The organism is Acinetobacter lactucae, assembly GCF_013344765.1.
GTDB lineage: Bacteria > Pseudomonadota > Gammaproteobacteria > Pseudomonadales > Moraxellaceae > Acinetobacter > Acinetobacter lactucae_A.
Genome location: NZ_JABVBF010000022.1, coordinates 1 through 13,503, shown reverse-complemented (window position 1 = coordinate 13,503; position 13,503 = coordinate 1). Strand labels below are relative to the sequence as shown.

Below are 13,503 nucleotides of genomic sequence, written 5' to 3'. Positions count from 1 at the left end.
GCGTGTTGAAAAATTTATGGACCATCCAAGATTGGAAAACAGCATATCAAAATGGACAAATCCATCTTGAAGATTTGATTGGCTATGTGGCAGAAATTAAAAATGATGACCATGCATGGATTCAAATCGCATCGAATAACCAGATTCAGGCACAAATTGATGTTTTAAAAGACCAGAATATTGCTGACTTACCACTATACGGTGTGCCATTTGCAGTTAAAGACAACATTGATGTTGCTGGCTTTCACACCACTGCTGCCTGTAAAGAAACTCAATATTTAGCGACCCAAGATGCCGCCGTAATTGCTAAGCTGAAAAAAGCTGGGGCGATTGTGGTCGGTAAAACCAATCTCGATCAGTTTGCGACTGGGCTAGTTGGCGTTCGCTCTCCATATGGCGCAGTAAAAAATAGTTTTAACCCTGAATATATTAGCGGTGGGTCAAGCTCTGGTTCGTCAGTGGTGGTTGCCAATGGTATTGTACCTTTTAGTCTGGGTACAGACACTGCGGGTTCGGGCCGTGTCCCTGCAGGCCATAACAATATTGTAGGCCTTAAGCCGACAAAGGGCTGGTTTTCTACCACAGGTTTAATTCCTGCTTGTCGGACTATTGATGTCATTTCTATTTTTGCGCTGCATATTGATGATGCTTGGACAATTGCTAGTTTAATGCAGGGCTACGATGAAACGGATGAATATTCACGAGCACATCCAGCCAATGTACCGACTCAGTTTTCTAAACGAAAAATAGCTATTCCAGCTCAGCTTGAATTTTATGGTGATCTGGAATCTGAAAAAGCCTTTTTAGTTGCAACTGAACGTGTAAAAAAACTGGGATATGAAGTTGAGAGCATCGATTTCAGGGTGTTTAATGAACTTGCTGCCGCACTGTATAATGATGCATGGGTAGCGGAAAGAACAGTCGCCGTTGAACGCATGACAACACGTGAAAAGGTTCATCCGGTTATTGCCCAGATTATTTCTCAGGCAGATAAATTCAAAGCAACAGATGCACTTCAAGCGGAATATAACCGCGCCGTTCTGGCGCGAAAAATTAATTTAGCGTTACAGCCTTTTGATGCATTGATGGTTCCGACAGCACCAACCATTTATACCATTGCCGAAGTTGAAGCCGACCCGTTGACTAAAAACGCGCACATGGGGGCCTATACTAACTTTGTCAATTTTGCCGATCTTTCTGCTTTGGCCTTACCAAATGTACTCCGTGAAGATGGCCTACCAAGCGGCGTAACCTTCATTGCATCAGCTTGGCACGATCGGGCACTCGCGAATTTTGCACAGCTTTGGCAAACCGAAACATCGCTAAGCTTGGGTAAATCAACCCAACATTATCAAAAAAGTATAGACATCCAATCGAGTCATTCCGTGCAGCTAGCTGTTGTGGGAGCACACTTAACAGGCATGCCACTTAATTTTCAGCTCACTAGCCGTAATGCTACTTTACTTAAGAAAACCCAGACAGCAGAGACTTATAAACTCTTTGCTTTAAAAAATACCACGCCACCAAAACCTGGCCTGCAATGCGACGCGAAAGGTACATCAATTGAAGTTGAAGTGTGGGATGTTCCATTAGCAAATTTTGGAACCATTGTGGCCGAAGTTCCTGCACCACTTGGGATTGGGAACCTGAAATTAAAAGATGGAACATGGGTCAAAGGCTTTATTTGCGAAGCTTACGCCATTCAAGATGCAACCGATATTAGCCATTTTGGAGGCTGGCGAGCCTATATACAGTCACTCAATCAAACCGCTCAAAGTGTTATTAGTAAAAATGTTGGGGAAGTTTCTATATGATTAAAAAAGCGTTTTTATCTGTATCTATTTTATCGGCAGTTGTATTGGGTGGGTGTGACAATACCGCTAAAGTGCCCGAGGCTAAACAAGACGCTCAGGCAGCCACAAATACAAAACCAATTACCATTGGCTATAGTGATTGGCCGGGTTGGGTGGCTTGGCAAGTGGCTATTGAAAAAGGTTGGTTAAAAGAAGCGGGGCTAAATGTAGAATTTAAATGGTTTGATTATTCCGCTTCTCTCTCGGCTTTTTCGGCAAATCAGCTTGATGCCGTTTTGGTCACCAATGGCGATAATTTGGTAACAGCTTCGGGCGGTACTCAAGGCATGATGATCATGGCAACAGATTATTCTGCGGGCAATGATGTCATTATTGCAAAAGAGGGCATTAATACTATTCAAGACTTAAAAGGAAAATCAATCGGTGTCGAAAAAGGCTTGGTTGATCATCTTTTGTTAGCAACAGCTTTAACCGACCATAACATTAAAGCGAATGAGGTAAAGCTGGTAAATTCAGCAACTAACCAATTACCTCAAGTGTTCAATAGCCCAGATATTTCCGCGATTGCTGTTTGGCAACCCGTTGCAGGTCAAGCATTAAAAGCCGTAGCGGGTTCCAAAATTATCTATACCTCTAAGGACAAGCCGGGTTTAATTTATGACACCCTGACTGTTAACATGAGTCATTTAACAGCTCATCAAGAAGAATGGAAAAAAATCATTCAAGTGTGGGATAAAACAGTTAAATATATTAATGACCCTGCAACTCATGCTGATGCCGTTAAAATTATGGCAAACCGTTCAGGGGTCGACCCAAAACAATATGAGTTGATGGTCAGCGGTACGCATTTATTAGATATCAATGCCAATAAAAAAGTATTTGCTAAATCTGAAGGCTTTGACTCAATTTATGGCTCGACCTATCACGTCAATAAATTTAACGTCGAAAATGGTATTTATAAAACCGAACAAAATGTAGATGGGCTGATTTATCCAACACTTATAGAACAACTTAAATAAACCCCATAAATAAAAAAGCCCAAGATGAACTTGGGCTTTTTTATTTCGGACTTATTTTTCTGTGCTGACCTGAGTCATACGTGGAATTTTTGGTAAGTCTTGTAAAGCGGGGTCAAGTTCATCTTCTTCGGAGTGAACTAAATAATCTACCCGTGAACGGAGCTGTTTAAACTCAGGTGTGCTCATCAAATCGAGTGAGCGGGGACGCGGTAAATTAACTTCAATAATTTCCTTAATTTCACCTGGGTTGGCTTTGAGTGCCACAATTCGGTCTGCCAGTAAAATGGCTTCATCCATATCATGGGTCACAAAAATAATGGTGATATCAATGTTTTGCCATAAATCCATTAAATGCTTTTGCATTTTTTGACGAGTGTGGGGGTCGAGTGCACCAAAAGGTTCATCCATGAGTAAAATTTTAGGTTGATTAACCAGTGCTCTAGCAATCGCAACGCGCTGTTTCATGCCGCCAGAAAGTTGGTGTGGATACTGATTTTCATATTTTTCCAAACCAATAATATTAATCCATTCACGTGCTTGAGCTTCGGCTGTCATTTGACTAGCGCCGCGCATTTGAGGACCAAACATCACGTTTTCTTTTACGGTTTTCCATGGGAAAAGGGTATAACCCTGAAACACCATGCCACGTTCAGGACATGGGCCCGTAATGCATTCGCCGTCTACTAAAACTTCTCCGCTATGGTATGGGTCTAAACCTGCAATAACACGGCTCAGTGTCGATTTGCCGCAGCCAGAAGGGCCAATCACACAAATAAATTCTCTTTTGTGAATTTTTAAATCGAGCTTATTTAAAACAGTGCGTTCGCTTTGACCATGCTTAAAGACTTGGCTCAGTTGTTTAGCTTCTAAAATCACAGGACGTTCATAAATTTTTTGAAAGTATTCATGCGCGTTAAATGTTGAATCGTTCATTATTTTGCTCCTACTTTCCATGTGAACATCCGCTCACCTAATTTCATTAATACCCAATCACAGACCAGACCAATCACACCAATAATCAAAATAGCCGCATAGACATTGTCAAAGTTTTGATAGCGTGCCTGTTGGGTAATAAACCACGTAATCCCTGAGGTCGTACCAATCAACTCAGAAACAATTAAATAGGTCCAAGCCCAACCCAACAGCACACGTAAATCACGGTAAATATCAGGTAAGGCAGCAGGAATCACCACGTGAAATAAACTTTTGAGCTTATTGGTGCCAAGCGTATAGCCGGCTTCAATTAAGCTCCGATCTACCATTCGGGTGGTATTGGTAATAATGAGAATTTGTTGAAATAGCGTACCAATCACAATAATCGCAATTTTAGGTGCGTCATTAATCCCTAAAATTGCTACTGCAAGTGTGCCAAAGGCGGGAGCGGGTAAGTAACGGAAAAACTCAACAAACGGCTCTGTTAACAGTGATATTCGCTTAGAAAAACCACACAAAATACCGAGTGGAATCCCAATCAGTGAAGAGATAAAAAAGGCAGAAAATACCAGTTTGATACTGTGCCATAAACTTTGATGAAACCACGGCGAATCAGGTTGTTCTGGTGGTGTGGTAAAGGCGGTGACCAAAGCCTTAGCGACTTCGTGGGGAGCGGGTAAATAAATCGGATTGACCAAAAGCCCTTGTGGCGGTGCAGAATTTTGATTGACTGCATTTTGTGCTTCGAGATAGAACACATTTTTATCAATGCGACTGCCTACTTGTAAGTAAGAAACACTTCCCGAACTTGTGATTTGTACTTGAGGATGCCAAACAAAAGGTAAGTAACTGATTGCGCACCAAAGACATATTGGAATCACGAAAGAACAAATACTGAGAATCAGCTTGTTCTTTCGCGTAAATTCCTTTGCAACATAACCCATATCGAGAGTTCCCCATTTTGATCAGTATTACGATTTTCATAAAACGTAATATTGTTAAGCAAAATAGGTGCCATCTTTAAGATGCTCTCGATGAGTTAAGAAGACGAGGGAACTAAAGTTTCATGTAAATAAACCCAATAACATTTGTCACTTTCTACTTTAATGCAGGCCGTCGAAGTACGTAATGTTTCGGTTTCATCAGTTTGCTGATGTTCCTGATATTGCACCCAGCAATAATTTTCAAATTCGTATAAAGCTGTACTCTTAAGAATGTCGATTTTTAAAGAAGGCTTCTTCCCGATATTTTGGCTAAATAAACTATGCACTTCGGCGAAACCAATGTTGTGACCTTGAACCGTTACCATCTTAAAATTTTGATCAAAGCTATCTAAAAGCGGGCTCAGACTTTGCTCTGCATTTTTTCCTGTAAATACATTTTCTATTAAAACATGTAAGTCAACTATACTCTGAATGGCCTGATCCATTTGATTAGACATGATTTTTCTCCTTTAAAAACCTTATCTTTCTTTTAGATAAATTAAAAAGTATGTAAGTTAGGGGAAGATAAGCTATTTTATATAAATAGACAATTCTGTCTGTTTTTTATAAAATATCGATGATTATGACTCAGTTTTTATAATAATGATGTCCCATAAAATATTTCAAATTTTAGATAGCTTAGGGTTGGTCGCACAGAACCGCGTTCTTCATGTGCAATTTTCCAACGCATCATTAAACAATCAAGTCTTCTTACAACGCATTGAAGGCGAACATACGCTCAATCAGGGCAGCGTTGCTGAGTTACTGTGTCTGTCGACAAACGCACATATTGCATTAAAACAATTTATTGGCTGTCAGGTGGCCATTGATCAGGTCACTGACATGGGCCAGTTTTTTAGAACGACAGGCATTATTACTGAAGCGAGCCAAGGGCAAAGCGACGGCTCACTCACCATTTATAACTTAACCTTAAAAGACTCAACTGCACTCTGGCATAAACGCCGTAATAGTCGCGTGTTTATGAACAAAAGCGTGCGCGATATTAGCGAAATTCTGTTTAAAGAATGGCAGGGGAAAAGCCCGCTGTTTGCTTCAAGTCTAACGCTCGACACATCTGGTTTAAACAAAGACTACGATGTGCGTCCATTTGTGATGCAGTCAAATGAAAGCGATTATGACTTTTTAACCCGTCTATGGCGTAGCGAAGGCATTAATTGGTTAGTGGATGAATCGCAGCTTTTCGTTACTGACCCGAATGCTTCTATCCAGCCGCAAGTTCTACGCTTAATTGACGATAACCAACACTATCAAGCCCTTGAACGTCGTAGCCTACGTTACCAACGTAGCAGTGCCACAGAGCAGTTCGATACCATTACCCAAGTCAAGGCAGAGCGCCGCTTACAGCCGACGTCTGTTCATGTGCAACGTTGGCAAGCCGATGCCTTACAACAAGAAGAAGGCAGTGGTAGCGTACAAGGCACACAAAAGCACAGTGAACACTATGACAATGCGAGCCTGAACCTTGAAGATGCATGGCATGTCAGCCCCGCGTGGATGCAGGACCTAAACGGTGAAGACCAAGCTACAGCTTCGGGCAATAGCCAGATCGAACAGTTCAACCAACATATTAATGCTTACCATCACCTGAGCTCTAAACAGTTTGCGGTTTCAGGCAACGTCCGCGATGCACAAGTGGGTTACTGGTTTGAACTCAATGATCACCCTGAACTTGATCAACACGACAGTGCCGATAAAGAGTTCTTAATCTTAAGCAAACACTACTATAACCAGAATAATTTACCGAAAGAATTACAGCAGCAACTTGAGCGCCTATTACCAAAAGACAAGCTTAAGGCAGCCCAACTCGACAGCCAAAACCCAGAGCAGCGCCACTTTGCTGAGCTGAATGTTGTTCGACGTAACATTAAAGCTGTCCCTGAATATCACCCCCTAGAACACCGTCCAGCTGCTTACCCGCAGCGCGCTAAAGTGGTGGGGTTAGAGGGTGAAAGTATTCATGTCGACCAGTGGGGTCGTATTAAAGTTCGCTTCCTATTTACCCGAACTGATGACCATAGCCATGATGGTGGTGCAGGAAGTAACGACAATGACACCGACTCGGCTTGGGTCGATGTACTCACCCCGTGGGCAGGTGCAGGTTATGGCGCACGCTTCTTGCCACGTGTGGGTGAGATCGTGGTCATCGACTTTTTTGACGGCAATATTGACCGTCCATTTGTGGTGGGACGTATTCACGAAGCTGAACGTCACCCAACCCAGTTCGATCAGAAAGGCCAATTACCTGACACCAAAAAACTCAGCGGCATCCGCTCCGAAGAAGTCGATGGCAAAGGCTTTAACCAGTTACGTTTTGACGACACTACAGGTCAGATCAGTGCCCAGCTACAAAGTAGCCATGCAGCCAGTCAGCTCAACTTGGGTAACTTAAGCCACCCAAAAGACAAGGCCGAAAGTGATGGTCGAGGTGAGGGTTTCGAGCTACGAACAGACCAGTGGGGTGCAGTAAGAGCAGGCAGTGGCTTACTCATTACCACTCATAAACAGGACCAAGCTCAAGGCGTACACTTAGACGCAGCTGAGGCCAAACAACAAATCGAAGGCGGGCTTAGCAATGCCAAGGCACTCAGTGAAGTTGCTAAAAATCAGCAAACTGATCCATTGGAAGTTCTTGAGAACTTAAAAACCTTCATAGAACAAATTGAAGAAAAAGATCAAGACAAAGCTGCCGCTTTTAAGCAAGCCTTGATGATATTAACCGCACCTAACAGTATTGCTCTCGCCAGTAACGAAGACATTCACCTCAGCGCAGATGGGCAGCTAAACCAAACTGCTGGAGACAGTATTAACCTATCTACACAAAAGAATTTAATCGCCCATGCCCAAAATAAAATTAGCCTTTTTGCGGCTCAAGAAGGGGCAAGATTATATGCAGGCAAAGGCAAAGTTGAGATACAAGCACAAGGTGATGGAGCAGATTTAATTGCCCGTAAAGCTGTGCAGATTATTTCAACAGAAGACAAAATTGAAATTAGTGCTTCTAAAGAAATCGTTATCACGGCGGGTGGATCTCAAATCAAGATTAATGGCTCGGGAATTTTCCCTGTCACTGGTGGTAAGTTTGAGGTGAAGGCTGGGCAGCATATGTTTATGGGGGGAGGAAGTGCGAATTTTAGTTCTTCACTACCGCCTCCGCCTAAACGTAGCCCAGGAAATTTAGAGCTCATCCATGATTATGCGCATGGTGAGTTTGTTAAAGGTGGTAGCTATACAGTTGTCGATAACTTAGGAAAAGAAGTCAGTGGCAAGTTGGATGATAATGGATTTGCAAGAGTTTCTGGCTTAGCAACAGGGGCAGTGAAAGTCTTCTTTGAGTCAGACAATCGTGATCCTTGGGATGCAGCAAGTGACTTTAAACGTCCAGTTGAATGGCCGAATAAGAATGATGCGGATAATGAACAATCAAATTCATTAATTGCACAAATGAGTAAAACAGCCCAATCCAAGCTTGGTGAATTATCTAAACAATTAACCAATCCTGCGAATATTATGAAAAATATTCAAACTGCACAAAGTATAAAATCTGAAGGGGCCAAGGCTTTAATGCCAATGTTAAAAACAGAGGCGCAGGGATTGGTAACTGATCAAGTGAAAAGCTTTTTACCCATTTCAGAAGCAGGTCAAAAAATAGGGAACAATATTGATCTTGGATCAATTCAGAAAATAAATGACTTCAGCAAATTAAGTTCTATTGATAGCGGTAGTTTGGTGACTAACATGCTCCCTCAATATTTGCAAAGCCCTTTTAAAAAGAATTCATAGAGAAAGAAAATGTCTGGAAAAACAGAAGTTGTTAAGCCATTAACAGAAGTTGCTATTAAAGATGTTAGCCATTCAAAACAAAAAATAGATAATTGGTTAAAGAGCCATACACATCAAATTGTGACGTTAGACTTGGTTGCAAGTGTAATGGGAACAATTCCAATTATTGGCAATGTGATGGCTGCCATCGATGTGGTTTCCGACATTTGCTATATCTACGATAAAGGTTTTCAAAATGCCGATATTATGGATTGGACTACAATGGGCATTGACCTTATTGGGATTGCGCCTATTCCAGGGACAACAGCAATTCGTACCTCTGCTCGTCCAGCCTTATTTTTGGTCCGTCAAGAAGTTAAACGTGTAGGTAAAGCTGCTTTAGGTGAAGCAGTTATTGTAGTGATCTCTAATCATTTAAATGATCAGGTTGCAGGAAATATAGAAAAATTCTGCAAAACTGGGTTAACTAAACTAAATTCAATTTTAGCTACTTGTGGTGGAACTGTCCAAAATGCCACAACACAAATTAATGGCGGAATTGTTCGAGTTGTAACAAAAGGCCAAGTATTTACCAATGCTGGGTCAAATACAAACCGCGCTCAACAGCAAGCTGCCGGTGTTATTAAGGGAATAAAAAGTGGTGACTTAACGCGAGCTGGAAAAAATTTAGTTTACATGACCGAAAACTGGGGGAAGGCTCTTATTAAAACAGGAGCAAACTCCAATGCTAAGGTTGTTACTTCTTTAGTTCCTGCACATCTAAAGCAGCCCATATTAAATGTAGGTGCAACGATTAATAAAATTGGTATTACTGCCAATACTAAAATTAAAGGCTTGGGAAATGCAGCGCAGCCGCAAACAATTGGGTGGCTATTTGATGTATTGAGAATGAGTGCTTCTAAATTTAGGAAAAAGAAGCCAGCTCAAGTTAAGCCAACTCAAACCACACAGGTCAAACATGACAAGAAAAATAATAAATTAGAAAAGGCGAATACTGAGCATGCAGCGACTCATAATGCGAATGCATGTAAAAACTGTAAAGGTGGTGCGACTAAACGATCGATTACTTTTGCCATGGGTACTGAGTTCTTAAACCATATAGATGCACAAATTCACCCATTATTAATAGAACAATTTTCAAGAACGTATGTATCAAACTTATATCAGTATGATCAATCAATTTTCGGAGCGCGGTGGATTACACCTTTTACAACCAAAATTGCTCGTTGCTCTAGTTACAACATTCATGAGCCAAAAGAACCAATTGAACAAGAGGGCTGGGAGTATATTGGCGGTGATGGTCGCCCTGTTCGCTTACCAGAGCTGAAAGTTGGGCAGAGTTACTATGACGAAGTAGAAACTTTTACTTATACAGTTGTCTCATCTGAAATTAGAGCTATTTCATATGGAGCTTCAGAAACTCGCTTCTATCAAAAATATAAAAATGAGTTTCGTTTAGTCTCCATAGAACGTCAAAATGGATTTAGTATCGGACTACGTTATGATCATGAATTAGAAAATGGTGATAGCTATTTATCCGATATTCTATTTAAACAGCAAAAGCAAACATTGGCGCATGTAGCATTACAAATTAATGAAGTGCAGAAAATTGTTGCTGCTTGGTTGGTGGAAGATGGTCACCTCATTAGACAACTATCCGCATATCAATATAACGAGCAAGGTGATTTAATTAAGGCAACCAATGAGTTTGCTGCTTCTTATGAATATCAATACCAAGCTCACTTATTGACTCGTTATACTGATCTTACTCAAAGAGGAATGAACTTAAAGTGGGATGGCGTTTTACCTAGCTCAAAAGCGATTGAAGAATGGGCTGATGACTATAGTTCTGCTACTAAATTAGATTGGGATGAAAATGTTCGAGTAACTTCAGTCATGGATATAGATGGTAATGTGACTGAATACTATTATGGTATTACGGGTTATACCTATCGAATTATTTATCCAGACAATTTGCAAGAATGGTTCTTTAGAGACCAAGCAAAAAATATAACATCGCATATTGCCACAGATGGAACAGAAACATCGTATACCTACGACGAACGCGGTAATGTCTTAAGTATGGTTCAGGCCGATGGCTCAACCTTCTATTATGAATATGACGAAAAAGATAATCTGACGGGTTTTGTTGACGCTGAACAGGGGCGTTGGTTTAAAGAATACGATGCTTCAGGAAATATAATTAAAGAAATTGATCCGCTGAAGCGTGAAACAACCTATGCCTACAATGCAATGGGATTGGTAACTTCCATTAAAGATGCTAAAGGCGGTAAGAAGACACTCAAATATGATGATCAAGGCAACTTAGTTACTTATACAGATTGTTCTGGTAAAGAAACGCACTGGTACTATGATGAGCGCGGGCGAGTCAAATTTATTGAAAATGCTTTAAAGCAAAAAGTTGAATATTTCTATACGGAATTAACTGCTGAACCAAGACAACCTCTAGCAAAAGGCTTACCGCTGAATGCTTTTGGACAGCTCGAAAAAATTAAACATGCTGATGGAGCTGAAGAGCATTTTATTCATGATGAAGAAGGTCGATTATTAGTTCATATTGACCCTAAAGGTCAGCAGACACGTTATGAATATGATGCGGCTGGTTTAATTACTAAGCGTATTGACCCATTAAATCAAACCTTAAAATATCAATGGGACCGCTTGAGTCGCTTAAAACGTTTAATTAATGAAAATGGCGCAAGTTATGAATTTATTTATGATGTTGCGGGTCGATTAGTAAAAGAAATTGATTTTGATGGCAAAGAAACTGTTTATACGTACGATGAATATAATGGTCGTTTAACTAGTAGCATTGAAGTCGCTTCTGCCTATGGTCAAGATTTTAAAGATCGTGCTGCACCTAAAGACCGTATTCAGCAATTTATTTTTGACAGTATGGGACGTTTAGAACAACGTACAGCAGGGTATGGTTATCAAGGGCAAGAGCTTGAAGAAAAGCAAACAGAAGAATTTTCTTATGATGGCCTAGGTCATTTAATTCAAGCTAAAAATGCAGAAACTAACTTGCAATGGTTTTATGATGCAGCAGGCAATTTAGTTAAAGAACATCATCAAGATGTTGTGAGTCAGAAAACTGCTGTGTGGAAACATGTCTATGATGAATTAAATAATCGAACTACAACCATCCGACCAGATGGACAGAAAGTAGATTGGCTGACTTACGGGAGTGGGCATGTCTATGGCATGGCCTTAAATGGTGAAGATGTTGTTAGCTTTGAACGTGATGATTTACATAGAGAGACATTACGTCACTATGCAAATGGTCTTAGCCAACAACAACGTTATGATGAAGTCGGGCGCTTAACTCAGCAATTAATGTTGAGTGGGCATGACAAAGGCTACCAGGCCCAAACTCAAAATAATGCCATCCAGCATACCAATCAATTGATTGAACGCTTATATCACTACGATAAAACAGGTGAGTTAACGCTCATTAAGGATACTCGTCGTGGAACCATTCACTATAAATATGATCCTGTTGGACGGTTATTAGAAGCGACCAGTAAGCTTGGTAAAGAGACTTTTAATTTTGACCCAGCAAGTAATATTCTAGATCGATATAACAGTACTAAAGAGCAATCCGCACAGCACACTGCCGCTGAAAAAGGTCTTGGTTATAACCGCTTAGTTAATAACGTCGTGCAGGAATATCTTGACCAACAATATCAATATGATGCTTTTGGGCAACTGATTCGACAAAAGTCATCACAAGGTGATTTAAACCTTGAGTGGGATGTGTTGGGACGTCTTGTTCGTAGTCGAAACAATCAATATACGGCGGATTATCGTTACGATGCTTTAGGTCGACGTATTCAAAAAAGAAGTAAACACCACCATACTGGGCAAGAACAGAACATTATTTATGGTTGGGATGGTGATACTTTAGCTTATGAATCTAGTGCTGATATAACTAAACACTATTTCTACGAAAAAGATAGTTTTGTGCCTCTGTTGCAAGCAGCTTATCATCACTCAATTGAGCTACATCAAACTCAAGACTGGACAGATAAACCATATAGTATTTATAAAGACCCGCTTTGGAATACAGCAAAACAAAGCCAAGGTTTTGATGATGTATGGTTCTATCACTGCGACCATTTAGGCACACCACAAGAAATGAGTAACCAGACAGGCGCCATTGTCTGGAAAGCTCAATATAAAGCTTGGGGTGAGTGTAAGGTAGAACAGGCTAAGTCAGATTTCTTTGAAAATTCAGAGATTGTAAGCAATAACATCCGTTTTCAAGGTCAGTATTATGATGGGGAAACAGGACTTCATTATAACCGTTACCGTTACTATTCGCCGTATGTAGGGCGGTTTATTAGTAAAGACCCGATTGGATTGCTGGGTGGGTTTAATGTGTATTCTTATGCACCCAATCCTAATAATTGGATTGATCCGTTAGGCTTAAGAAGTAGAAACAAAACCTTACCAATTAATGCGAGAAGTCGTAATACTAAAAAGTTAGTAAATTGCATTAATGCAGACGGGAAAAAAGTTAGTGCTGATGATGCTAGAAAAGATGATTTCTTATTTAATAATAAAAATGATGCAATGAATGCTGGATCTAAAATGTTGGGGCCAGGGGCTGTGAGAACTTATAATGAAAAAGGTCAGTGGAATGGTTGGAAAAATGCTAAAGGAGATACTGTATATTGGAATCATGGAGATTGGGGTAAAGGCGTTGGTACCTCAACTTTCCCTCATTTGAATTATGACGTGAGTGGGAAGAAAGGGCACTTATTTATGAAAGACAAAATTGAAAATTCAGGTATGGTAGATGACTTTTATAGTAAATATGAAAAGGCTCGAGGATGTCCATGAGTTTATTAGAAATAACTGAAAACAGTGATGATTCAAAGTTATTGGATTTGAGTTGTGATCAAGATGAAATTACGTTGACTATAGCTC

The 13,503-nt window shown here is 40.5% G+C and carries 7 protein-coding genes; 4 read left to right on the top strand and 3 right to left on the bottom strand.

The features are described 5' to 3' along the window. The first annotated feature begins 2 nt into the window (after positions 1-2). Both atzF and HUN22_RS04235 read left to right on the top strand, forming a co-directional pair. Positions 3-1,814 (top strand): allophanate hydrolase, encoded by a 1,812-nt coding sequence (atzF, locus tag HUN22_RS04240; protein WP_174726637.1) that lies wholly within the window; start codon positions 3-5, stop codon positions 1,812-1,814. Further along, positions 1,811-2,833 carry an ABC transporter substrate-binding protein gene (locus HUN22_RS04235; RefSeq protein ID WP_174726636.1) on the top strand — a complete coding sequence of 341 codons (1,023 nt, stop codon included), beginning with the start codon at positions 1,811-1,813 and terminating at the stop codon, positions 2,831-2,833. The genes atzF and HUN22_RS04235 overlap by 4 nt, the downstream gene beginning before the upstream one ends. Positions 2,834-2,884: 51 nt before the next feature. Here the strand turns inward: HUN22_RS04235 and HUN22_RS04230 are convergent, their stop codons facing one another. The 3 genes from HUN22_RS04230 to HUN22_RS04220 all read right to left on the bottom strand — a co-directional run bounded on the left by HUN22_RS04230 (position 2,885) and on the right by HUN22_RS04220 (position 5,207). Further along, positions 2,885-3,766, bottom strand: a complete 882-nt coding sequence (locus HUN22_RS04230; protein WP_174726635.1) for an ABC transporter ATP-binding protein — start codon at positions 3,764-3,766, stop codon at positions 2,885-2,887. Beyond that, positions 3,766-4,710 (bottom strand): ABC transporter permease, encoded by a 945-nt coding sequence (locus HUN22_RS04225; protein ID WP_174726634.1) that lies wholly within the window; start codon positions 4,708-4,710, stop codon positions 3,766-3,768. Before HUN22_RS04225 ends, HUN22_RS04230 begins: the two co-directional genes overlap by 1 nt. A 95-nt stretch (positions 4,711-4,805) precedes the next feature. Beyond that, positions 4,806-5,207 carry a hypothetical protein gene (locus HUN22_RS04220; protein WP_174726633.1) on the bottom strand — a complete coding sequence of 134 codons (402 nt, stop codon included), beginning with the start codon at positions 5,205-5,207 and terminating at the stop codon, positions 4,806-4,808. 145 nt (positions 5,208-5,352) lie between these two features. On the opposite strand from HUN22_RS04220, the gene HUN22_RS04215 reads away from it, so the two are divergent. Continuing rightward, on the top strand, positions 5,353-8,550 hold the full coding sequence (locus HUN22_RS04215; protein ID WP_174726632.1) for a DUF2345 domain-containing protein: 3,198 nt from the start codon (positions 5,353-5,355) through the stop codon (positions 8,548-8,550). A gap of 9 nt (positions 8,551-8,559) precedes the next feature. Then, the gene (locus HUN22_RS04210) at positions 8,560-13,416 is read left to right on the top strand and encodes an RHS repeat-associated core domain-containing protein (protein ID WP_254617525.1); all 4,857 of its coding nucleotides are present in this window, start codon (positions 8,560-8,562) and stop codon (positions 13,414-13,416) included. Positions 13,417-13,503 lie beyond the last annotated feature (87 nt).

Bases quoted from the DNA above. Each gene is read 5' to 3' on its own strand.
- HUN22_RS04235 (WP_174726636.1), top strand. From the start codon at position 1,811: ATGATTAAAAAAGCGTTTTTATCTGTATCTATTTTATCGGCAGTTGTA.
- HUN22_RS04230 (WP_174726635.1), bottom strand. From the start codon at position 3,766: ATGAACGATTCAACATTTAACGCGCATGAATACTTTCAAAAAATTTAT.
- HUN22_RS04225 (WP_174726634.1), bottom strand. From the start codon at position 4,710: ATGGGTTATGTTGCAAAGGAATTTACGCGAAAGAACAAGCTGATTCTC.
- HUN22_RS04220 (WP_174726633.1), bottom strand. From the start codon at position 5,207: ATGTCTAATCAAATGGATCAGGCCATTCAGAGTATAGTTGACTTACAT.
- HUN22_RS04215 (WP_174726632.1), top strand. From the start codon at position 5,353: ATGATGTCCCATAAAATATTTCAAATTTTAGATAGCTTAGGGTTGGTC.
- HUN22_RS04210 (WP_254617525.1), top strand. From the start codon at position 8,560: ATGTCTGGAAAAACAGAAGTTGTTAAGCCATTAACAGAAGTTGCTATT.